Raw genomic sequence first — 22058 nt, 5'->3', positions numbered from 1 at the left:
TCCGAGGTCGTCGTTATAAACCACCGCACCTTATCGCCAAGAAGGCCTACAAACTACATTGATCCTGCAATCAAACTAAGGTACCAAGCTTGATGTACGTACCTCATATTCGCATAGAGGAAGCGGACAGTGAAGGTCTGAGGTGCGCGGATAATGACTAAGATACAAATGGGAGCAGCCTGGGAGGTGGATCATGGCGGCATTTCAGCTCAATCCCGATTTCGCGATCGAGGATGAACGGTCACTTCGGGGGCTGTTCGAACCGACACACTCCCTGGCTATACTGAAGTGTCAGAATTCGCTTGGTGAGCATGCGCGAGAGTTTATCAGGCGCTCGCCGTTCTTGTGCATAGGTTCCCAGCATCTGGATGGAAACGCCGATGTCAGTCCTCGTGGCGATCCTCCTGGCTTCGTGAAGATTCTTGATGAGCTTACCCTCGCGATCCCCGATCGGCCCGGCAATAATCGTCTTGATACCCTAAGCAACATAATCGCCAACCCGAACGTCGGACTGCTGTTCGTAATTCCCGGTTTCGAGGACACATTGCGCGTAAACGGGCGAGCCACTCTGACTCGTGACCCTGAACTCCTGAAGAGCATGGGGGTCGCTGGTCGCATCCCAAAACTTGCTATCATCGTAAGCGTGAGCGAAGTGTTCATGCACTGCGCCAAGGCATTCCGGCGCTCCCGTTTGTGGAGCGCAGATCATTTCCAGGACCGCACCGAGATGCCCTCGCTCATAAAGATGATTCTGGATGAGACTACAGGGGCCCCCACGGACAGGGATGAAATGCGAAAGATGGACGAAGGACTGGAGGAAGACTATCGAAGGACACTCTACTAAGGGCGTTCTGCGGTCAGCCGATAGCTTCTTGTTGGTGGCACGGGAAGCGATCAGTTGTACGGCGATGCCACCTTCACCGGCGGCGCCGACCAGTTCCTGTTCGCGTTGGGCAGCGGCAAGACAGTAGGGCAACTCTCTCATCGTCGCCGCCATTTCTACGGCACTGGCTGTCACAGCCGGCGCGCTCGCTGCTTACGCACTGTCGCGGATCCAATTTCGACCGCGGCTATTGTTGATTGGCGTCTTTCTCCAAGTGATGTCTGCTGCCATCGTTGCGGTCGCCCATTCCGGCGCCGATTGGCGCATTGCTGCGGTATCGCTCTTCGTGCTTGCAGCGCCCGCGACCCGAAACCATCCATTCTGTTTGATCTCTACGTCCTAACCCGCGTATCAACACCACGGCATGCGCTGGCCGGTTCACGCGCGGTAACTCGTTTGGGCGACGCTCCTAATCCTTGACTGCAACCTGTGCAATGAGCACCCTACGGCCTCTCGGTTGTAACACCTAAGGCGTAAACGGCAGTTAGACGATCGAGGGTGCAACGATGAGGTCGTTTCGCGGTGCTGCGTCGTTGATCGCGTTTTTCCTTGCGACTGTGCAGTCCGCACAAGCGCTCGACACGTTTCCGGGCGCTTCGGGCGCCGGCAGGGCCACGAGCGGCGGGCGCGGCGGCGCCGTCTTCATTGTTACGAACACGGCAGACAGCGGGACGGGCAGTCTTCGGGCCTGCATGCAGGCGACCGGGGCCCGCACCTGCGTGTTCAGGGTGAGCGGAACGATCCAGCTTGCGTCTCCGATCGTTGTAAGCAGTGGCGCCCTGACGGTGGCGGGTCAGACAAGCCCGGGCGGCATCCAGATCCGCCTGAAGTCCGGCATCGCTGCGACTGCCGCGAAGACCCCCATTCGCATCCTGGCCAGCAACGTGTTTCTGAGGCACCTGCGCGTGCGCCCGGGGAACGAGGCCGCATGGGCGAGCACACGGGGCAGTCGGAGCGGAATCGGCATCGAGAAGGCAGGCACAGTGGATCCGCAGAACATCTACCTCGACCACATGTCGGTCGGGTACGGTTCCGACCAAGCAATGTACTCGTTTCAGAGCGGTAAGAACATCACGATCGCATACAGCCTGTTCGCCTACCCGCTTTCCCCCTCACATCATGATTATGGTCCCCTCATCTGCTCAGATCAGCACCGGGGAGACTGCGGCAAGACCACTCTCTGGCGCAATATCATCAGCGCGCATCGGTGGCGCAATCCGGCGTTGAAATCGGTGGGATGCGGCACCGCGAACGAACGGGTGCATGACGTCATCAATAACTTGATCTCGAACCCGGGCGAGTTCGGCATCATGGTTGTCGACGATCACCCTGACGCGAACAACGTCGGCACCTGCGCGAATGTCGCAGCCAACATCATGGAGCGCGGTCCGAAATCGACGGGCCCGATCGCGCTCGTCAACCAAAGCAACGAGACGGCTGCCACGAACAGGTGGTATGCGCCGGTTGGGACGGGTACCGGCAACGACAACGTGCTCCTGGGTTCGCCGGCCATCCCCCAGTGCCGACTGACGCAGATCAGCCCGGTGGCGCCGTGCACCGAAACAAGCAGGGCTGCTCCCATCGGAGCGCTGAGTGCCCCGGCCAACAGCACGGCGACGCTCAAGAGTCACCTGACGCAACAAGTCGGGGCCTTTCCCCGCGATAGCCTGGACGCGAGGTGGATCGGCTTTGTCAGCAATGTGTCGACGGCCCCTGCCAGCAACCCGATTTATACGACATCGGCCTCTTTCCCCGTGATCACCGGGGGGTCACCGCCGACCGATAGCGACAACGACGGAATGCCGAACAGCTTTGAGCAGGCAAACGGTCTCAGCACGACCAATGCAGCCGATCGAAACAATATCGTCCCATCGGGCACGTATGCCGGCTATACATGGCTTGAGCGATATCTCGACGAACGTCATCAAACGATTACGCCGCCCTGACATCTGCGCAGAGTAGGTGGTGCTGACTTGAACGGGGCAACACGAGGAGCCGCCGGCCCTTCGATTTGGCCGCCCCCTTTGGCACGCTGAGTAGGCACTCCGGACGCCGTTATTTCAGATGTCGATGCGAATGCATCGCCCGCAAGGACCGGGGCTGAAGGCATTCGCCGTCTGCTTCATCCGTCGTCGGACTTCGTCCGGAAACGCCCCCACTTCGGTCATAGAGGCCGGCACGCGCCTGCCTGAAAGCAGACATCGTCTTGCAAGCGGCATCACGTCTCCAAAGAGCGTGGCTCCATGCCACGGCAGACGGAGCCAGGAGAAAATTGACGTGCAAGATCGCCTCGGCGGAGCGCCAAGGTTTTCCACGAACTGTTTGAAAGATCAGCCGACTAACCGGGTCGTTGAAAAGACCGACACGAATTCAGCTTTTCACAAAGTCCGCCGCGCTGAGGGGAACAGGTCTGTAGCCGTCGACGTCGGCAATGTCATACTCCCGAGCCAGCTCTGCCGCGACCAGGACACGCCCGGATTTCGACATCAGCGCAGGGTCCCGCCAAAGTCCGGCGATGACATGGCCGATGAACCTCGGGGATTCGGAGTTGGACAAGTCGAAATATTCGGCGTTCTGCATGACGGCTTCGGTGCGTACCAGCCCGGGATAGAGTGCGACGGCGGCGACTTTATGTGGACGCAGTTCATGTGCGAAGTCCGCGGCCATCTTGTCGGCGGCGGCTTTGGCCATGCCGTAGATCGCGTTGCCGTCGTAGAATTGAGCTGCCCAGAACGAAATATTGACGATCAGACCGCGCTGCGTCGAGATCATCGTCGGCGCCACTGCGCGCGACATCATGAAAGCCGCCCTCAGCGCGGTGCCGATCATTGCGTCCCACCGCCAGACGGGCTGCTCCCAGAAAGGGCGCGGCCAAGTAAAATCGCCATCCTCGACCATGTTTTCATAGCCGGGCCATGCATTGTTCACCAGAATGTCCAGCCTGTTGGCGGCCCTGATCTCTTCAGCCACGCGCTCGGTTTCGGCGTCGTTGCTGTGGTCGCAATGATGAACGACCAGTCGTCCGGGTAATGCCGCAGCCTCAAGCGCAAGCCCCTCCAGCGATCCCGCGCGCTTACCTCCCAGGCTTGCTTCCGCATCGGAACGGGACCTGCCGGTAACGTGGACCGTGGCTCCCTCGGCGAGCAGCGACAGCGCAATCCCGCGGCCGACACCGCGGCTTGCGCCCGTAACCAACGCGACGACATCTTTCATACTGGCTAGCCTCCCATACGATGGCTGTTGCAGGCAGGGGACATCGGAATTTTGCTGCAGGCAGAAAACGGATGCTTGCCGCATGAAACCTTGGGGAGCAGTCAAATACAATCTCGCTGCCCGATTAGGGCCGATGGGAGATCTTGGCAGCTTCGCGCCCCCAAGTCGGACACTGAGCAGAGCACGGTGGTATCCCAGAAGCGGACATGCATACATGCCGCCGAGCTGCAGGTTTCGACCAGATGCCGCGCTTCTGAACTGTGTCCGCGCGCGGCGCACCGCACACCGTGTCAAGCGAATCGAGGAATTGACCGCATTGCCTCAAGCAAAATGTTACCGATAGTGTTGATGCTCCCGATGGGACGGTCATGGTTCGCTGTCCCGGCTCGGGGGATGGATGGCACGGCGGATCAGCATGGCGACACGGACGGAACTGGTTGAGGCGATCATCGAGCGATATCGATCGAGCTGTCGGGCGGACAAGCAAAGAATCCTCGATGAGTTCGTCGCGGTTACCGGATATCACCGCAAACATGCGATCCGAGTGCTCCGCCCTAGGGAGACCGGCCCGCCTTGCGCGCGACAATATGCTGTCCAGTATGGTTCCGAGGTTCGGGAAGCGCTGGTAGCTCTATGGGAAGCGTCCGATCGTCTCTGCTCGAAACGTCTGAAGCCGCTGATCCCCATTTTACTGCCAGCCCTTGAGCGCCACGGCCGGCTCGACCTTAGCGCCGCGCTTCGCGATAAACTACTGACGGTCAGTCCGGCGACGATGGACCGGCTGCTGTCAGAGGTACGTGTGGTGGCTCGCGGTGGCCGGCGTCGGCGCGCTGGAATGAGTTCTGCGGTTCGCCGATCGGTCCCGGTGCGCACCTTCGGGGACTGGAACGATCCGCTGCCCGGTTATGTCGAGGTCGACTTCGTGGCTCATTCGGGTACCTCTTCGTCCGGTAGTTTCGTGCAGACGATGGTGCTGACCGATATCGCTACGGGCTGGACCGAGTGCGTGCCAGTGCGCACTCGCGAAAGCAGTCTCGTTATCGCTGCTCTCAAACAGGCTCGCTCGCTGTTCCCATTCCCGCTGCTGGGCGTGGACTTCGACAACGATAGCGCCTTCATGAACGAACTTGTGGTCTGCTGGTGCCTAAGTCAGGGATTGGAGGTGACCCGTTCGCGCGCGTATCGAAAGAACGATCAGGCTTGGGTCGAGCAGAAGAACGGCGCAATCGTGCGACGGCTGGTCGGTTACGGAAGGCTTGTCGGCGCGGAGGCGACGGTTGCCCTTGCGCGACTCTACGAGGTGGTGCGTCTGTACGGCAATCTGTTCCAGCCTTCGTTCAAGCTGCGAGAGAAGACAAGGATCGGCGCCCGCGTCGTCAAACGCTACCATCCGCCCGTGCCGCCCATCGCGCGGGTACTGGCCCATTCCGGTGTGGCCGAGGCCGACAAGGAGCGGCTGCAGGCGATGCTGGAAAGGGAAGATCCGGTGACGTTGTTTGCCGGGATCCGTGCCGCCCAGGAGGAGCTCGGAAAGCGGGTCGATCGCCGTGGCTCGAATGCGCGGCCCGAAGAACCGGTCGCCATCGATCTCCAGCGATTCACCGCGAGCCTGAAGACGGCCTGGCAGGCCGGAGAGAAACGACCGACACATCGGCGGCCATATCGACGGACCAAGCCTTACCCGAAAAGGCCGAGCATGCTGGAGCCATTCGAGCCCCAGATTCGGGCGTGGCTTGAGGCGCATCCGGCGCTCTCGGCAGCCTCGGTCCTGCAGCGTCTGATGAGCGCCGATCCGTCACGCTTCACGGAGAAAAGCCTGCGGACGGTGCAGATGGCAGTCAAGGCTTGGCGCATGGAAATAGCCGAGCAGGTCATACTCAATGGCGACTGGATGGAGTGCGCGCCCGTATCTCCACCCGCCGCGGCGGGTGGAGATACGGGCCCTCTCGGTACTCTCAACTTCAGTAACATGCTTGGGTGAGGCAATAGGGGGGGTCAGTTTTTCATTTCGCCCGACACACCGCACTGGGCTAAATGCCTATGCGCGTCGGCCTCCGTTTTTGACACTCGGGCGACTGCCGTTCATTTTCCGCTGAAGGACGCCTCTACTGCAACTTAATCCGCAGTTACGTCACGTTTCTCATGGCTGAACATTACCGGATGAGCCGGGGCACTCAGGAATAGCGGGCATGAATTTATTCACGTCAGCGTCTACAAAGCCTGTTTAGTCTTGAGCCGTCCACCACCCTCACTCCGGGACAGAGTGATCGCCGCATCGAGCATATTGGGAAGCCGCCCCCTGCTTTGCTACCTGTCTGGCTGGTATCTACGCATTGCCCGGCCGCTAGACCCATAAGGCGTGAGCCGATGCGGAGGCGCGTGGTTCATTCATCGGTCAGATAAGCCGTTCGTAAGCGGTGTTTAGACCGCACCTTTCGGATCAGTGCGTGATTGATTAAAGTTGCGCCGCGATGATCGGGCGAGCGTTTTGATGAGTGAGACCGGCGTAATTTCCGACATGAGAGGAAATGATTTGAACGAGACTCAACAACTGTGGGAATGGCGCGAGAAGATCGCAAATCTCTACTACGAGGTACGTTCTAGCCCGGACGTGGTTGCTGCCTGGGGGCTTTGGTGCGACACCCGTTCGACCCTGTTTCGCGACCATCCTCAGTCGCCAATTGAATCGGCGGACCGCAAGACGTTCGAAGGGCCGACGACATTTTCTTATGATCCCTCGTTGCGCTTGACGGTACAGCTTGTCCCGGTAACGCCGGAACGGATAACCGTCGCAACAGGAGTGGATGGTGACCTGTCGATGCATGCGTTCTCCCGTACAACGGGGCTGGAGGCCAGATTGGGTGGCGAATTAACCCTTTACTGGATTGAGGGCTACGGCGGTGGCGTGTTCCTGCCGTTTGTCGACGCGACCTCAGGGACCGAGACGTATGGTGGTGGCCGATATCTCCTCGACACCATCAAGGGAGCGGATCTCGGAGTTGTCCGTCCAGACGGCGCACTGGTGCTCGATTTCAACTTCTCCTATTTTCCTTCGTGCGCCTATTCTTCCCGCTATGTCTGTCCATTAGCGCCATCGGGCAATCGACTGAAAGGCGCGGTGAGAGCCGGAGAACGGCTACCTGTCTCGAAACGATAAGTCGTGCCTGCTTCCTCCGTTTCCAATTATTTGGGCGGATTCCGTTCTTCGTTAGCGCTGTTTGCCTCGCACCTTGGCCATGCGCGTATTGCCGTTTCGAATAATACCGCTATGACAGAGACGGCAAAAATGCGCCTCCAAGTCGGACACTGAGCAGAGCACGGTGGTATCCCAGAAGCGGACATGCATACATGCCGCCGAGCTGCAGGTTTGCACCACTTCCAGACCTTACCCTCTGAAGCTCCGATCGACGCGTCTCGACCCATTGCCGCCATCGACGGCAAGCAGAATGAACGCCACGACATAGCCCAGCAGCAGTCCTAGCAGACTGAATTTTGCGGGCTTCGGTCAGTTGCTGCCCGCTCTCGACAGCCAGTCTGTGAGCACTCACGGACGCCTGATGCCCGCGCGAACGCTACCGATCCCGGATGATCCGAGAAGTTCAAAACCTTCCAACCGCTGGTGCAGCCGCTGCTCGACGACGGCGCCTTGGAGAACAGCCTTGCCTGGCCGACGGCCGTCTATGCGCCGAAGCTCGAAAACGCGCTGACCGACGAATTGGCGCTGGCGCTCGCCGGTACCAAGAGCGCCGAGCAGGCGATCGCCGATACACATCGGGCCTGGACCGAGATCATCGAAGTCAACGGCTGATCGCGCGCGGGGCGCAATTATTCCTCCCGGCGGCGCCCCCGCCATTTTCTTCAACGAGGCGAGAAACCATGAGCGGACATTCCTTGCCGAAGCGCAGGCTCGGCCGCACACCCGTTGGCCTTGGAGCCTGGGCTATCGGCGGCTCCGATTGGGGTTGGGGCTGGGGGAAGCAGGACGATGCCCAGTCGATCGCGGCCATCCGGCATGCGGTTGCGCGCGGCATCAACTGGATCGACACGGCCCCGGTCTACGGTCTCGGCCATTCCGAGGAGATCGTGCGGGAGGCACTCTCGACGATCCCCAGATCCGAACGTCCACTGGTGTTCACCAAGGCCGGTCTTGTCTGGGACGAAGAAAACCGCAACGCCCTTCCCGCCCGTATCGGTGATGCAAAGTCCTTGCGTCGCGAGGTGGAAGATTCGCCGCGGCGCCTTGATGTCGAGGTGATCGACCTCTACCAGATGCACTGGCCGGCCAATGACGGCACCCCGATCGAGGAATACTGGGCCACGTTTGCCGACCTCAAGGCGGGGGGCAAGGTCAGAGCCATCGGGCTTTCGAACCATGACCGGGACCTGTTGCAGCGAGCAGCGACAGTTGCCCCCGTAGACGTGGTCCAGCCACCCTTCTCGGCTATCAAGCGCGGATTCGCGGAGGAAGACCTCGCCTGGGTGCGGGCGCATGGCGGCGGTGTCATTGCCTACAGTCCGCTGCAGTCAGGTCTGCTCACGGGCGCCTTCACGCCGGCGCGCGCTCGGGCGCTGCCGGAGAACGACTGGCGATCGCGCGACGAGGAGTTTGGAGGGGAGGCCCTGTACCGCAATCTTGCCTTCGCAGAGGGACTGAAACCCGTTGCCGCGCGGCACGGCACGACCGTTGCGGCCGTCGCGGCGGCCTGGGTTCTCGCCTGGCCGGGCATTACCGGAGCCATCATCGGGGCACGCAAGCCGGGGCACATCGAAGGTTGGATCGATGCCGCCACGATCGCCCTCTCGCCTCGCGACCTCGACGACATCGAAGACATGCTTCTCGCGACTCAGGCCGGCAGCGGGCCGACACGTCCCGGCCTCGCGGAGGCAGCATGACCGCATTCGCCGCCGACGACCTGCGGCTTGGCGAAACCCGCCACCCGGCACGCCGGAGCATCCTTCCCGCGCGGCTCGGCCGTGCGTTGTGGATCGCGCCGCTCATCCTTGCGCTCAGCGTGACGACGATTTACCCGACCATATTTCTGGTCGCGCTCGCCTTCAGCAAAAGCACGCTTGGAAAGCCGTTCCGCGGCTTTATTGGCATCAAGAATTTCGCGACGACCTTGCACGATCCACTGTTTCTCTCGGCGATCGGGAGAAGCGTCGGCTATGCGCTTTCGACGTCGCTCATACAGCTCGCTCTCGGCTTCCTGATCGCGCTTCTGTTCGCCTCTCTCCTGAAGGCGGGACGCTTCCTGATGAGCCTTGTGCTGCTGCCGCTGATGACGCCGCCGGTGATGATCGGCGTCGCCTGGAAGCTCATTCTCGCGCCGCCGGAGGACTGCTGAACGGTACTCTGATCAAATACGCGGTGATCGCCGAACCGATCTCCTTCCTCGGCCACCCCTTGCTCGCCTGGCTGGCGATCGCCATCGCCGATCTCTGGCAATGGACGCCCTTCATCGTCATTCTCTGCTTCGCGGCACTTTCGACGATACCGGAAGGCGTGCACGAGGCGGCGCTCGTCGACGGCGCCAATGCCTGGCAACCCTTCCGGCACATCACGCTCCCGCTCGACGCCGCTCCGCTCTCATCGATCTACCTTCTGAAACTCATCCTCTCGTTCAAGCTCTTCGACCTCGTCTACATCCTGACTTTCGGCGGACCGGGTTTTGCAACGACATCGGCCGGATTTTCCATCTACCGGCGGGCAATCGAGCAGTTCGACGTCGGCCGTGCGGCGGCCGAGACGGTCGTCTACGGCCTCGTCATAGGCTTGGCGACGCTCCCGGTCATCCGCACGCATCAGCATTTCGAAAGGCGGGAATCATGAGGCTCGGCGCTCGACATCTCTGGCTAGCCTTGGCGGCGGCGCCGATCGTCGGTTTCTTCGCCCTGCCCATCCTTTACCTCGTCGCCGTTTCCTTCAAGACCAAGGACGACGTGCTCAGCGGCCATTTCTGGCCGACGGTGCCGACGTTCGCGAACTGGCCAGACGCCTTCGAAGCGGCCGACATTGCGGGTTTCATATTCAACTCCGTCGTGGTCTCCGTGTTTGCCGGCATCCTCACCATCGCGCTGACGTTGCCCTCGTGCTACGCGGTGTTGCGGCTCAAGATTGGCGGCAGGTGGCTGGCGGACGTGACGCTTTCCAGCTACATGGCGCCGCCCATCGTCGCGCTGATCCCCCTGTTCTTCCTGCTGAAAGCAACCGGCCTTCTCAACACCCGCGCTGGCCTTATCATCGTTTACGGCTTCGCCAACGTGCCCGTCGCCTTCTGGCTGCTGACGCCCTTCCTGCGGCGCATGCCGATCGAGATCGAGCAGGCCGCTGCAATGGACGGCGCAGGACCGTTTCGCACGCTTTTGCAAATTGTTGCACCGATTATCGCGCCCGGCGTCGCGGCGACCCTGATCATCGTCACCGTTCTTGCCTACAACGAATTCCTCTTCGCCTCTGCGTTCACCTTTTCCGACGCCACCCGAACGCTGCCGGTCGGCATCTCGCTCTTCCAGGGTGACCGGCTGGTGAATTTCGGCCAAATGGCCGCGGCCTCACTCGCCGGCATCGCACCGGTCTACCTGATCGCGCTCTTCATGCAGCGCTACCTGGTGAGCGGACTCGCACATGGCGGCGTGAAATAGGAAAGGGCTTACCGCGGGTCATGACAAAGCCGGTTTGACTCAAGCCTGCGTGGCTCAGCGGATTGTGCATCGGCCACGCTAGCCGCATTAGGCTTGCTGCCGAGCGTTGATGAACTCGTGGGCCTCGTGGGTGTGCCCCGCTCAGGAGAAAAATTCCCTACATACCTCATAAATTTAGTGTATTATTCCTGTGAAAACGGCTGCCCTTGCTTACGCTCTCACCTGTTGAATTCACGAGATCACCGAAGACATTTTTCGTCGAACAGGGGCAAAACATGAATCTGAAGAGTGTTATCACTGCAATCGCGGTCGGTATCGGCAGCCTCTCTATGGCTGCCGCAGCTGATGCCACCGATAAGAAGGTCGTCATCGCCTACCAGACGGATGCGCTGCCGTCCTCGGTGGCCATAGCCAATGGCGACTTCGCCAAGGCCACGGGTTACGACATCGACTTTCGCAAGTTCAATTCCGGCGCCGAAATCTTCGCCGCTATCGCAGCCGGCGATGTGCAGGTCGGCTATGTCGGGTCCAGCCCCTTCGCGGCTGCGGCGTCGCGAGGACTCGAGGTCAAGGCGTTTTATCTTTCCTCCATCTCCGGTACCGACGAAGCTCTGGTCGTGCGCAACGGGTCGGGCATAGAAAGCCTGACGGATCTCAAGGGCAAGAAGCTTGCGGCGGCACCCGTCTCAACGGACCACTATCAGCTTCTGGCACTGATCAAGTCACTCGGCCTCACGGAAAAGGACGTTCAGGTCTTTGCAATTCCGCAGCCTGAGATCGTCGCCGGTTTTAACCGCGGCGACATCGATGGCGGCTTCGTCTGGGATCCGGCGCTGACCGAATTGAAAAAGAACGGCAAGGTGCTCGTCACCTCGAGGGACGTGGCCGACAAGGGCGCGGCGACGTTCTCGGCCTGGGTGGCGACGTCTCAGTTTGCCGCCGACAATCCGGATTTCTTGAAGAGCTTCGCCTCCGTCATCAACAAGTACTACGCCTCGTTTGCGTCCGACGAAGGCGCATGGAGCGCCGACAGCGAAAACGCCAAGGCGCTCGCCAAGTTGCTCGGCGGTACCCCCGCGCAGCATGCGGCCGCATTGAAAAACCTCTCGTTGCTGACGCCTGAGGTTCAGGCTTCGGACGCCTGGCTCGGCGGCGGAGACAAGTCCGGTGCTGCCAGGATCCTGAAGGAAACGGCAGCTTTCCTGAAGGATCAGGGGAAGGTCTCCGAGATCCTGCCGAACTACGGTGCATTCGTCACTGCCGACGCGCTGACAAGCGCGAGCAACTGATCCTCCCCGATACCGGCGCGCCAGCCGCGCCGGTATCGAACCTACGAGAGAGCACATGCTTAAAGTCGATCACGCCAGTGTCTTCTTCGCGGCGCGCGACGGCAGGACCGTCCATGCGCTTGACCGCGTATCTTTTGAGATTCCCGAGAGCGGCTTTGTCGTTGCCCTCGGCGCCTCGGGATGCGGCAAGTCGACATTGCTCAACGCCATTGCCGGATTCCTGCCTCTCTCGGATGGCGCCATCATCCTGGATGGGCGACCTGTTCGCGGTCCTGGTGCCGACCGCGGCGTGGTGTTCCAGAAGGACTCCCTTCTTCCGTGGAAGACGGTGATCGACAATGTCGCACTTGGTCTGAAATTCGCGGGCGCGAGCAAAAGCGAGCGAAGGGCACGCGCCCATGAACTGCTTCGGCTGGTCGGTCTCGATGAATTCGCCAAGGCTCTGCCCTATGAACTGTCGGGCGGCATGCGCCAGCGGGTCGGCATTGCGCGCGCCCTTGCTACCGAACCCGACATCCTTCTGATGGATGAACCTTTCGGCGCCCTCGACAGTCTGACGCGCGAGCAGATGCAGGAACTACTGATCTCCATCTGGCACAAAACGGCAAAGCGGATCTTCTTCATCACCCACTCGATCGAAGAGGCCCTTTTCCTTGGAACCCAGGTCCTGGTGATGTCTCCACGGCCGGGCCGCGTCGTAGCCCGCTTCGATCTGGACTTCGTCCGCCGCTTTGGCGCGACCGGAGATGCACGATCGATCAAGTCGTCGCCCGAATTTGCTAGCCTGCGCGAAGAAATACGGGCCATTCTTCACAGCGCCGAAGACTTCAGGAGCGCGGCGTGAGCGACATTGTCCAGACGACCACCGTCTCATCCGCCAGCGAGCGGTCGGAGCCAAAGCTTGTCAAAATGGTGAGCTTCGGCGCAGGCGAGAAACCCACGGCCGCCATAAGCGTTGCGACTGCTCTGGCCGTTGCGGCTCTATGGTGGCTCGTCGCCGAGCTCGATTTGGTGCCACACCTCTTTTTACCGCGTCCTGGGGAGGTTCTGACCCAAGTCGGAATACTCTATTCTGATGGTTATGCCGGCGCATCCTTGTCCGAGCACATTATCGCAAGCCTCTTCCGCATCGTCGTGGCGGCGTCGATTGCCATAGCGGCGGGAATTCCCCTGGGCCTGCTCATGGGCCTGAACCGCTGGGCAAAGGGCATCCTGGACACGCCGATTGAATTCTACTGGCCGCTCCCGCCTCTCTCCTATCTACCGCTGATGATCATTTGGCTCGGCATTGGTGAAACATCGAAAATAACGCTGCTGGTGCTGGCGATGTTCGCACCGGTCTGCCTGTCTGCCCAGGCGGGTGTCCGTTCGTTACCCATCGAGCGCATCAATGCGGCCCGATCGCTTGGCGCCCGCCCGCTTCAGCTCTTCACCGACATCGTGTTGCCGTCGGCCCTGCCCGAAATACTTACCGGCGTCAGGATCGCGCTTGGCATCGGCTGGGGCACACTCATGGCCGCCGAGTTGATCGCGTCGACACGCGGGATAGGTTTCATGATCATGTCGGCTGCACAGTTTCTTGCTACCGACGTTGTCTTCGTCGGGATCGGCATCATCGCGGTCTGCGCCTTTGCCTTCTCGGCCGCCATCCGGTTCATCGAAGCTGTTCTCGTTCCCTGGAAGGGAAAGCTATAAATGGCCACCGTTGCCGATGGCCATGTCCAAAGCCACTCAGTGCAAAGGTCCGGTCACTGGCGGGGAGCAGAGCTTAACTGAGGACGTGGCCAAACTTCGGCGCTACATCCTCCTGTGACCTCTGAGGGCTTGGTTCGACCCATTGCTGCCATTCGCAGATAACGCTGGGGATTTCCGGTGCCGGCCCATTCCTGTCGTTTGGGCCAAAGCCCGCAACATTGCAAGTCGATCTATGGCGGACATCTACCTGACAAACAGCCTTAAGCTGCGGGGCGTGCACTTAGTGTCGCCTGTGTAGGGGCAACGAGGGGGAGTTGAGCGACCAATGGAACAAAATTCTCGTAAAAGTGCCGAAGGTAACTGCAACGGGCGCGTTTTTACAATAAAGTGCTAATACATCCAGATTAGGCGACTGGGGCATCAGTCGGCGGGAATTTCAGATGCTTTCAATCCGGCTCCGAAGGATTTTGTTTCACGGGGGCAAATCGTGAAGGCGGACGCGCCTGAACCGCGGTGGTGGTCGACCGCGTGCTTCTCGTGCGATTGCATTGTGACGAGGACTGAGCAGGTAACAGGAGTAAGCTGTATAGCCCGGACCCGTGGGAGAGCGCATCAGAATAAGCCGTATTCGACTATGGCAAATGGGATGCTAGGTCATGCCCGACATAGGAGACTGGCTCGCCAGCATTAGGCTTGAGCGGCATCGCGAAACCTTCTTGAACAATGGCATCGATGTCGATGTTATCGGCGATCTCGCCGATGCCGACCTGAAGGAGCTCGGACTGTCCCTTGGTGACCGCAAGCGGTTTCTCAGGGCGGCCGCGGCCCTAGCTCAGCAGTCGCCCCCTGCGGCGGCGACACCGCCCCCGCTATCCCCAATCCATAGCGAGGCGGAACGGAGACAGCTTACGGTGATGTTCTGCGATCTCGTTGGATCGACAGCACTCTCCACCCGCCTCGATCCAGAAGACCTGCGGCAGTCAATTGTCGCGTACCGTACTTGCGCTACCGAGATCGTCGGCCGGTACGACGGCTTCGTTGCCAAGTATATGGGCGACGGAGTCGTCGTATACTTCGGCTATCCGCAGGCTCACGAGGAGGATGCCGAGCGGGCCGTGAGGGCCGGCCTCGCGGTAATCGAGGCGGTCAACCGGCTGGATGCGGCAGGCGAACGCTGGCTGTTCGGATCGGAATCGCCACTGGCCTGGTGGTGGTGGGCGACATCATTGGGGCCGGTGAGGCCGAGGAACGCAGTGTAGTAGGTGAGACGCCGAACCTAGCGGCCCGCCTGCAGGCGCTCGCCGAGCCCGGCACAATCGTCATTGCCGAAGCGACGCGCGTTCTGCTGCGGGGCCAGTTCAAGCTCGAGAGCCTTGGGATGCGACCGATCAAGGGGTTTGCTGAGGCGACAGAGGCCTTTCGGGTACTCGGTGAAGTGCAGAGCGAGGACCGCTTCGAGGCCGGTCACGCGACGGTGCTGCCGTTGGTTGACCGCGATCGGGAACTCGCACTGCTGGTCGATCGCTGGAGTCTGGCAAAGGCCAACAAAGGTCAGGTTGTTCTGCTCGAGGGCGAGGCCGGAATCGGCAAGTCGCGCCTTGCGCTAGCACTTCGCGAGCGCCTCTTTCGAGAACAACATCTGCTACGCCGCTACTTCGCCTCACCCTACCACGTCAACAGCGCGCTTCGTCCGGTAATTACCGAGCTCGAGCAGGAAGCGGGATTTGAACGCGATGATTCATCGACCGTCAAGCTCGCCAAGCTCCAGGCACTGCTCGCAAAACAGGTGGATGAGGTGAGTGAAGCGGTCCCATTGCTGGCAGAGCTTCTCGGAGTCCCAAGCCGCGACCGCTGTCCAATACTCAATCTTGCGCCCCAGCAGCGTAAGAATCTCACCTTTGAAGTGCTCATCGCCCAGCTTGCCAGATTGGCTGCGAAGCAGCCGGTGCTCATGGTACTTGAGGACGCGCACTGGCTAGACGCAAGCAGCCTTGAGCTGTTCGGCTTATTCGTGGACCGCATCCGACAGCTCTCGGTGCTGCTGGTCATTAGCTACAGGCCCGAGTTCGTGCCGCCTTGGCGCAGTTTCCCGCACGTGACAAAAGTGGTCCTGAATCGTCTCGATCGGGTGCAAGCTCAATCGCTGGTCGACCAGCTGACCGGTGGAAAGCCACTGCCTGCCGGAGTGCTCGATTACGTCCTGGCCAATACCGATGGCGTACCGTTGTACCTTGAGGAGTTGACCAAAACCATGCTCGAATCTGGTCTCCTGGACGTGGCGGGCGATCAGTTTGGACTGGCTGCACATATACCGCCGCTGGCGATCCCGGTAACGCTGCATGACTCCCTTATGGCCCGTCTCGACCGCCTCGGCAGGGCTAAGACTGTGGCCCAGATCGGTGCCTGCATTGGGCGCGAGTTCTCCTATGAGTTGATTGCGGCGTTAGCAGTGCTCGACGAACGAGAGCTGCAGCGGGGGCTCGATCAACTGGTTGGTACTGAGCTCGTTTTTCGGCGCGGAAGGCCCCCTAAAGCGATCTACACCTTCAAGCACGCCCTCGTCCGCGATACGGCCTATCAGTCCCTCCTCAAGAGCTGTCGCCGGGAGCTCCATCGCCGTATTGCCCAGGTCTTGAAAGAGCGGGCCCCACATGTGGCGATCGCACAGCCGGAGCTCTTGGCGCATCATCTGACGGAGGCCGGACAGTTGCCGCAAGCGGTCGCGTTCTGGCACCGTGCCGGCGGGCACGCCAATGAGCGGGCGGCGAATGCCGAGGCTGCCGGCCATTTGGCCAAGGGCCTCGATTTGCTCGCTCAGATGCCCGAGAATCCGGAGCGCACCGAGCTTGAGCTGACCTTGCTGACTACCCTGGGACAAGTGCTTACCGCCGCGAAGGGCTACGGCCACCCGGAGGTCGAGCTCGCCTACAATCGTGCCCTCCGCCTGGCTGAGGGGGTCCAGGAAACGCCCAGGCTGTTCCCGGTGCTTCTTGGCCTCACCATCCACCATGCAGTGCGGTCTGAGCTTTCCGCGGCTCGGGGCCTGGGCGAACGGCTCCTGAAGTTGGCGCAGCAAATCTCCGATCCCGTGCTCGTGGTGGAAGCATCCTACGCGTTGGGCATTACCTGCTCCTGGCTTGGCGAATTCGCCTCGGCATGGCAGCACTTCGAACACGGGATCAAGCAGTACGACATCGCCCAGCACCGGGCACATTTGGCGCTTTATGGACAGGATGGCGGGCCGATCTGCCTGTGCCGCGGCGGCATGGCGCTGTGGTATCTCGGCTACGAAGGCCGGGCGCTGGAACTGATGGACGAGGCGCTCGCCATGACTGCGAAGCTCGGACATTCGTTCAGCCGCGCCTACGTATTGACATGGGCGGCAATTCTCCACGTACATCGACGGGACGTCGCGAAGGCGCAAGGGGCGGCGGAGTTGGCGTCAGCGTTCGCGGCCGAACACGAATTTCCATTCTGGCACACCCAAGGGGTTTTCCTGCAGGGGTGGGGGCTGGTCGAACGGGATCAGGTCACGGCAGGCATCGAGCGGTTGCGAGAAGGGCTGGCTGGCATGCGGGCGATCGGGTCAGGAATGACCGAGCCTTGGGCGATGGGCTTGCTCGCCGAAGCGTATGGCAAGGCCGATCGTGTTGTTGATGGCCACACCTTGATTGACGAGGCGCTTACCATTGTCTCGCGCACCCACAATCGCTGGTGTGAGGCGGAGTTACATCGGCTGAAGGGCGAGCTCATATCATCGCACTCGGAGCGCGATCCAGCCGCAATCGAGGCGTGCTTCCGCCGTGCCCTTCACGTCGCTCGCATGCAAGATGCCAAGATGTGGGAACTGCGCTCGGCGGTGAGTTTGGCCCGGCATTGGCGAGCACAAGGTCGTAGAGCAGAGGCTTGCGAGCTGCTCGCGCCGCTCCTCAACTGTTTCTCGAACGGCCAAGGGACGCTCGATCATCATCATGCTCAAGCTGTCCTTGAGAGCTGCGGAGGTAATAAATTGAGCACCTGAACACGGTGTCTGCGAATCCGACATTTGCGATGTCGCAAGATAGGAGTGACGCACCGATTGACGAAGTTTGCGACGACCGCTTGTTGGCGACAAACCAGACCTGAGCCGAGAGGCAGTCGAACTTCCACCCAATTGTGACAGAGAAGGCCCAGCACCACCGCCGAGCGAGGCAGAGAGGATTCGGACCGTGTTTTGGAGGGTGAACCCCTCTGATGACCGATGCCCTCAGCTTGATTGTCTGCCGTGCCCGGCTCCGATGTTTTCCGTGACCGGCCGCAGCATGCGCGTGTTTTGACGCCGGGTTCTTTGCGGCGTTGACCATGTCGACTAGGCTGTCGGGCGAGGCCGAGCCATAGGCATGGGCCTCGATGCCGATCTCGCGAATGACGTGCTTTACCGCCGGACGAGCTACAGCGCACGCTGCCGGCTCTGATCGAGCTCGCAAGCCCGATGCCGATCATCGGCCGCCGATCCGGCCTTCGCGAAGTCGGTCGACGACGCCCACAGTCGGCTGCTTCTTTTCTCAGGCTTCGCTCAATGCCTATACAGGCGATGGCGCCGAATGGGCCCGCGACATGGAGCTGCTGCTGCGTGTTGAACCGGACAATCCCTACTATCTCTGGTTCGTTGCGCCTTCCGATCGGTAAGGGGGTGTCATCACGCAAACTCCCGGTCCTTTCGGAGGGCCGGGATTTTGCACCGAACGCGGCAACGGCTGTCTTCGCAATTCCAGGAACATGTGTAGCGGCTTTCCGTCCGGAATTGCGTCATTTCAAAGTGTCAGCTCATCGCTAACCACGAGCGCTGTCGAGCCGTTCGTGATCCTTCTCGACCTGCTGAGCCTTGAGATAGCTTTCGATCAAGAGCTGATACTCCGGGAAGATCTTCGTATAGATCTCTGCCCACTGCTGGGCATCTTCGCGATGCCAGGTCTTCTGAAGTTCGGAGGCGACCGCCGCCGTGTCCATCGGCACGACACCGGCCTGCACGATACGGGCAAGCGTGATCTCCTGTGCCATCTTCGAGTAAGTGCCGGATGCGTCGACAACGGCGAAGACCTTGTATCCCTCCTGCACCGCGCTGATCGCCGGGAAAGCCATGCAGACGCTGGTGATCGTTCCGGCAATGATCAAGGTCTTGCGACCCGTTTCCCTGACGGCGGCGACGAAGTCCGGATTGTCCCACGCATTGATTTCGCCGCGGCGCGCCACGTATTTCGCATGCGGCGCGTTCTCTTGGATCTCAGGGATCAGCGGACCGTTCGGGCCCTGGGGCACCGATGCCGTCGTGATCACGGGCATCTTCGTGAGGGTCGCCATCTTGGCAAGGGCTGCCGCATGCGCGCGAACTTTCGGCATCGGCATGTCATTAACCGTCTGGAAGAGGCCGCTCTGATGATCGATCAGCAGCATTACGGCGTCGTTCGGGTCGATGTTCGGGCGGGCGCCGTCGAAATTGGCGATCGTATTGGGCGTGGCCATGCGTGTCTCCTTTTCAAATTATTTCCGGATGCGGGCCGGAAGGGTTGTGTTCCAGAAACATACTTCCGCACCAAAATCGCCAGTAGACGGCATTATTGCGCTATGGTGTCCTAAAAACAGGACAATACACAAATGCAGGACCTCAACGATCTAAGACTGTTCGTCGAAGTGGTAGATCAGAGCGGCTTCGCCGCGGCCGCCCGCAAGCTCAACCTACCGCGCTCCCGCGTGAGCCGGCGCATTGGCCTGCTCGAGGAGCGCCTGGGCGTTCGCCTGGTGCAGCGCTCGACACGGCATTTCACGGTCACCGAAATCGGCCGCGAATATCACCGCCATTGCGTCGCCATGCTCGTGGAGGCGGAAGCGGCACAGGAGGTGATCGACCGGATGCGTGCTGAACCGCGCGGCGCCGTGCATGTGAGTTGCCCCTCCTCGGTGCTGTATTTCCAGGTGGCCGAGATGGTCGCCGGCTTCATGGCGCAGCATCCTCAGGTCGAGGTGGTTCTCGAGGCCACCAACCGGCGCGTCGATGTATTGCGCGAGGGGATCGACATCGCCATCCGTGTGCGCTTCCCTCCGCTCGATGACAGCGACCTCGTCGTTAAGCGACTCGCCGAAAGCAGGCAGCGTCTGGTCGCCAGTCCCGCCCTGCTCGACGAGATGGGGCGGCCGCAGATCCCCGCCGATCTCGCCAACCTGCCGAGCCTTGCTTGGGAGCCGGCGAAGCCGGAGCACGGATGGTTGCTTGACGGCCCGGATGGCGCAACAGCGATCGTTCGTCACCGGCCGCGACTCATAACGGAGGACATGATCGCACTGCGGCTTGCCGCGCTGAAAGGCGTAGGCGTTGCCCAGTTCCCTGCCATGGTCATCCGGCAGGACCTAATCGATGGAACACTCGTCGAGGTTCTACCGCAGTGGGCGCCAAGGGCCGGGATCATTCATGCCGTCTTCCCTTCAAGAAGGGGGCTGCTGCCGTCCGTCAGAGCGCTTCTTGACTATCTGGCCATTGGATATGCGTCGCTGGCAATGCCATGAGTTGGTCGAGCGCCCTTTCGCAAGATCGAGGCGACGGCTTGGAAGGTGAACCCCCTCTGGTAACTGATGCCTTCAGCTTGATTGTCTGCCGTGCCCGGCTCCGATGTTTTCCGTGACCATCCACCGCTTCAGGTTCTCCTTCGTGCCGTTCCATCGGTTGCCGTCGACCAGGGCGGAGATGCCTGCGACCGCGAACTCGTCGGTGTATTGCCACAGCGACCATGCGGGCCATGTCGCCTTCGGCCACGACGGCGAGGAAGCGGTGGTTGTCTAATCGCATCCCGGTCGTCAAGGTGCTTTAGGCATTCGGCGACCTCGCCGGGTTGCGGGTAGGCAACGCAGATTAAATTGATCGGTGGATCGGCGCTCAGCGGCATGTCCTTCGGAGCTATCCGGTGCTGGGGAGCAGGGTTGTCTTCGCGGTCGACAAATGTCGCCGCACAATGGGCTTCGCAGGCAGGACCTTCCCATGTGTAGCGCGCAGTCTCAACGAGCTGCAGCCACTCGTAGCGGAATGATCCAACCGACGTCCGCAGCAGGGACGCTCAGTGCCTCAAATCAGGTTTGACGCGCTGAGGGCAGAAGCTGGCGGTTGCTTATGCGATGGCGCCAGCCGATGCGTTGAAGACTTCTCCTGTCCTGAGCATGCTGTGCATGATGACCGCAAGCTTCCGGGCGACTGCCACCGCAGCGCGCTTGAAGCCCAACCGCTCACGCAGCTGAAGCCCCCAGCTCTTGAGGCTGCTCTCGGTCCTGGCACTGGCGCTCGTGAGAAGCACTGTCGCCGCTTCATACAACAGCCCCCGCAGATGGTTGTCACCTCTACGCGAGATATGGCCGTTATAGTCGACCTCACCTGACTGGTAGCGCCGCGTTGTTAGCCCGAGCCAGGCACCAACCGAGCGCGACGTTTTGAAGTTGTCTGGATCTTCAATCGCTGCGATGTAGGACACCGCCGTAACGGCGCCAATTCCTGGGATCGTCGTCAGAAGCTTCGAAGCCTGGCTCTGCCGTGCCACTGCGAGCAACTGGCGATCAAGATCGGCCGCGCGCTTGCGAATGTCGCGCCACGCCTCAAGCAGGGGCAATATGATCCGTGCAAGGTCATCATTCCCAGCCAAAAGCTCTCTCACATTGCCATCAAACACCCGACCCGTTCCTTTAGGGATGATAAGGCCGAACGTCTTCATCAGGCCGCGGATCTGGTTGCTAAGTTGGGTTGAGATGCTCAGGAGCTGATTGCGGGCGCCGACCAGCGTGCGCGTCAACATACTGTCAAATGACTTTACCCGGACCGCCTTGTAGAAGCCGGCTTCGGCCAGCTGGGCCAAGCCATCTGCATCATTGGCATCTGTCTTGTTGAGCGTCTCGTTCAATATCTTTTGCGCGTGCCGCGCTTCGATGCAGATAGCGGGGATCCCCTCCGCCGTCAGTGCGTGATAGAACCACGTCGACAGCGGCCCCGTCTCGAATATGACGCGTTTTGCGTTCGGGGCATGCTTGCGGATCACCTGCGCCAACACCTTTGGATCCGAAGCGCGCTTCCCCCGCCAGATCCGCTTCCCGTCCTCCCGGATCGAGATCGCAGTATCTTTCAATGAAACGTCGAGCCCTATATATTGGTCCATGGTTGCCTCCATTCGATGTTTGGGCCCGGTTCCAATCGTGAGCCCGTATTTCCATCCTATCGGGGGCAACCAACCCAGACAGCATCATCTTGCAAATAAGTTGCCGGGGGCAGTCGCACCGCGATTACCCCATGTGTAGTGGGCGATCCAGAGCGACGTGTTATGCGC

General features: G+C 60.7%; 17 protein-coding genes and 1 pseudogene. 15 read left to right on the top strand and 3 right to left on the bottom strand.

From position 1 onward, the window contains the following. Positions 1-193: 193 nt before the first annotated feature. Together QA637_RS21575 and QA637_RS21570 are read left to right on the top strand one after the other, a co-directional pair. Positions 194-844, top strand: coding sequence for a pyridoxamine 5'-phosphate oxidase family protein (locus QA637_RS21575; protein ID WP_283066813.1), 651 nt, complete (start codon positions 194-196; stop codon positions 842-844). Positions 845-1416: 572 nt separating this feature from the next. Then, positions 1417-2829, top strand: coding sequence for a hypothetical protein (locus tag QA637_RS21570; protein WP_283066811.1), 1413 nt, complete (start codon positions 1417-1419; stop codon positions 2827-2829). A gap of 424 nt (positions 2830-3253) precedes the next feature. Here QA637_RS21570 and QA637_RS21565 read toward each other — a convergent pair whose 3' ends face one another. Beyond that, a complete protein-coding gene (locus tag QA637_RS21565; RefSeq protein ID WP_283066809.1) occupies positions 3254-4096 on the bottom strand; it encodes an SDR family NAD(P)-dependent oxidoreductase in 843 nt (280 codons plus the stop codon). 397 nt (positions 4097-4493) lie between these two features. On the opposite strand from QA637_RS21565, the gene QA637_RS21560 reads away from it, so the two are divergent. The 11 genes and pseudogenes from QA637_RS21560 to QA637_RS21505 all read left to right on the top strand — a co-directional run bounded on the left by QA637_RS21560 (position 4494) and on the right by QA637_RS21505 (position 17743). Beyond that, positions 4494-6077, top strand: a complete 1584-nt coding sequence (locus tag QA637_RS21560) for an integrase catalytic domain-containing protein (protein ID WP_283066807.1) — start codon at positions 4494-4496, stop codon at positions 6075-6077. Between the two features lie 510 nt (positions 6078-6587). After that, complete coding sequence (locus QA637_RS21555) at positions 6588-7253, top strand: DUF1684 domain-containing protein (RefSeq protein ID WP_283066805.1); 666 nt, start codon at positions 6588-6590, stop codon at positions 7251-7253. Between the two features lie 489 nt (positions 7254-7742). Beyond that, positions 7743-7904 (top strand): hypothetical protein, encoded by a 162-nt coding sequence (locus QA637_RS21550; RefSeq protein WP_283066804.1) that lies wholly within the window; start codon positions 7743-7745, stop codon positions 7902-7904. A gap of 68 nt (positions 7905-7972) precedes the next feature. Then, the gene (locus tag QA637_RS21545; protein WP_283066803.1) at positions 7973-8989 is read left to right on the top strand and encodes an aldo/keto reductase; all 1017 of its coding nucleotides are present in this window, start codon (positions 7973-7975) and stop codon (positions 8987-8989) included. After that, positions 8986-9441 carry a carbohydrate ABC transporter permease gene (locus tag QA637_RS21540; protein WP_283066802.1) on the top strand — a complete coding sequence of 152 codons (456 nt, stop codon included), beginning with the start codon at positions 8986-8988 and terminating at the stop codon, positions 9439-9441. The genes QA637_RS21545 and QA637_RS21540 overlap by 4 nt, the downstream gene beginning before the upstream one ends. Before the next feature lie 23 nt (positions 9442-9464). After that, on the top strand, positions 9465-9926 hold the full coding sequence (locus QA637_RS21535) for a carbohydrate ABC transporter permease (protein ID WP_283066800.1): 462 nt from the start codon (positions 9465-9467) through the stop codon (positions 9924-9926). Beyond that, positions 9923-10738 (top strand): carbohydrate ABC transporter permease, encoded by an 816-nt coding sequence (locus tag QA637_RS21530; protein ID WP_283066798.1) that lies wholly within the window; start codon positions 9923-9925, stop codon positions 10736-10738. Before QA637_RS21535 ends, QA637_RS21530 begins: the two co-directional genes overlap by 4 nt. 275 nt (positions 10739-11013) lie before the next feature. Then, complete coding sequence (gene tauA / locus QA637_RS21525) at positions 11014-12027, top strand: taurine ABC transporter substrate-binding protein (protein WP_283066797.1); 1014 nt, start codon at positions 11014-11016, stop codon at positions 12025-12027. Between the two features lie 55 nt (positions 12028-12082). Continuing rightward, positions 12083-12871, top strand: coding sequence for a taurine ABC transporter ATP-binding protein (locus tag QA637_RS21520; protein WP_283066795.1), 789 nt, complete (start codon positions 12083-12085; stop codon positions 12869-12871). Then, positions 12868-13722: an ABC transporter permease subunit gene (locus tag QA637_RS21515; protein ID WP_283066794.1), complete on the top strand. Its 855-nt coding sequence runs from the start codon at positions 12868-12870 to the stop codon at positions 13720-13722. The genes QA637_RS21520 and QA637_RS21515 overlap by 4 nt, the downstream gene beginning before the upstream one ends. A gap of 656 nt (positions 13723-14378) precedes the next feature. Then, positions 14379-17743, top strand: a pseudogene (locus QA637_RS21505) (adenylate/guanylate cyclase domain-containing protein). Positions 17744-18534: 791 nt separating this feature from the next. On the opposite strand, the gene QA637_RS21500 reads toward QA637_RS21505, so the two are convergent. Next, on the bottom strand, positions 18535-19224 hold the full coding sequence (locus tag QA637_RS21500) for an isochorismatase family protein (protein ID WP_283066790.1): 690 nt from the start codon (positions 19222-19224) through the stop codon (positions 18535-18537). A gap of 132 nt (positions 19225-19356) precedes the next feature. Here QA637_RS21500 and QA637_RS21495 point away from each other — a divergent pair, with 132 nt between their 5' ends. Next, positions 19357-20262, top strand: coding sequence for a LysR family transcriptional regulator (locus QA637_RS21495; RefSeq protein ID WP_283066789.1), 906 nt, complete (start codon positions 19357-19359; stop codon positions 20260-20262). A gap of 112 nt (positions 20263-20374) precedes the next feature. Then, the gene (locus QA637_RS21490) at positions 20375-20536 is read left to right on the top strand and encodes a hypothetical protein (protein ID WP_283066788.1); all 162 of its coding nucleotides are present in this window, start codon (positions 20375-20377) and stop codon (positions 20534-20536) included. A 322-nt stretch (positions 20537-20858) separates the two neighbouring features. On the opposite strand, the gene QA637_RS21485 is transcribed toward QA637_RS21490, so the two are convergent. Continuing rightward, a complete protein-coding gene (locus tag QA637_RS21485; RefSeq protein ID WP_283066786.1) occupies positions 20859-21890 on the bottom strand; it encodes an IS110 family RNA-guided transposase in 1032 nt (343 codons plus the stop codon). Between the last annotated feature and the right edge of the window lie 168 nt (positions 21891-22058).

Source organism: Sinorhizobium terangae, assembly GCF_029714365.1.
In the GTDB taxonomy this organism is placed as follows: Bacteria; Pseudomonadota; Alphaproteobacteria; order Rhizobiales; family Rhizobiaceae; genus Sinorhizobium; species Sinorhizobium terangae.
This window is presented reverse-complemented; position numbering and strand designations above follow the sequence as displayed.

Excerpts from the sequence above, each read along its gene's own strand:
- QA637_RS21555 (WP_283066805.1), top strand. The coding sequence starts at position 6,588 with ATGAGTGAGACCGGCGTAATTTCCGACATGAGAGGAAATGATTTGAAC.
- QA637_RS21500 (WP_283066790.1), bottom strand. The coding sequence starts at position 19,224 with ATGGCCACGCCCAATACGATCGCCAATTTCGACGGCGCCCGCCCGAAC.
- QA637_RS21520 (WP_283066795.1), top strand. The coding sequence starts at position 12,083 with ATGCTTAAAGTCGATCACGCCAGTGTCTTCTTCGCGGCGCGCGACGGC.
- QA637_RS21565 (WP_283066809.1), bottom strand. The coding sequence starts at position 4,096 with ATGAAAGATGTCGTCGCGTTGGTTACGGGCGCAAGCCGCGGTGTCGGC.
- QA637_RS21485 (WP_283066786.1), bottom strand. The coding sequence starts at position 21,890 with ATGGACCAATATATAGGGCTCGACGTTTCATTGAAAGATACTGCGATC.
- QA637_RS21530 (WP_283066798.1), top strand. The coding sequence starts at position 9,923 with ATGAGGCTCGGCGCTCGACATCTCTGGCTAGCCTTGGCGGCGGCGCCG.
- QA637_RS21575 (WP_283066813.1), top strand. The coding sequence starts at position 194 with ATGGCGGCATTTCAGCTCAATCCCGATTTCGCGATCGAGGATGAACGG.
- QA637_RS21540 (WP_283066802.1), top strand. The coding sequence starts at position 8,986 with ATGACCGCATTCGCCGCCGACGACCTGCGGCTTGGCGAAACCCGCCAC.
- QA637_RS21545 (WP_283066803.1), top strand. The coding sequence starts at position 7,973 with ATGAGCGGACATTCCTTGCCGAAGCGCAGGCTCGGCCGCACACCCGTT.
- QA637_RS21495 (WP_283066789.1), top strand. The coding sequence starts at position 19,357 with ATGCAGGACCTCAACGATCTAAGACTGTTCGTCGAAGTGGTAGATCAG.
- QA637_RS21560 (WP_283066807.1), top strand. The coding sequence starts at position 4,494 with ATGGCACGGCGGATCAGCATGGCGACACGGACGGAACTGGTTGAGGCG.
- tauA (WP_283066797.1), top strand. The coding sequence starts at position 11,014 with ATGAATCTGAAGAGTGTTATCACTGCAATCGCGGTCGGTATCGGCAGC.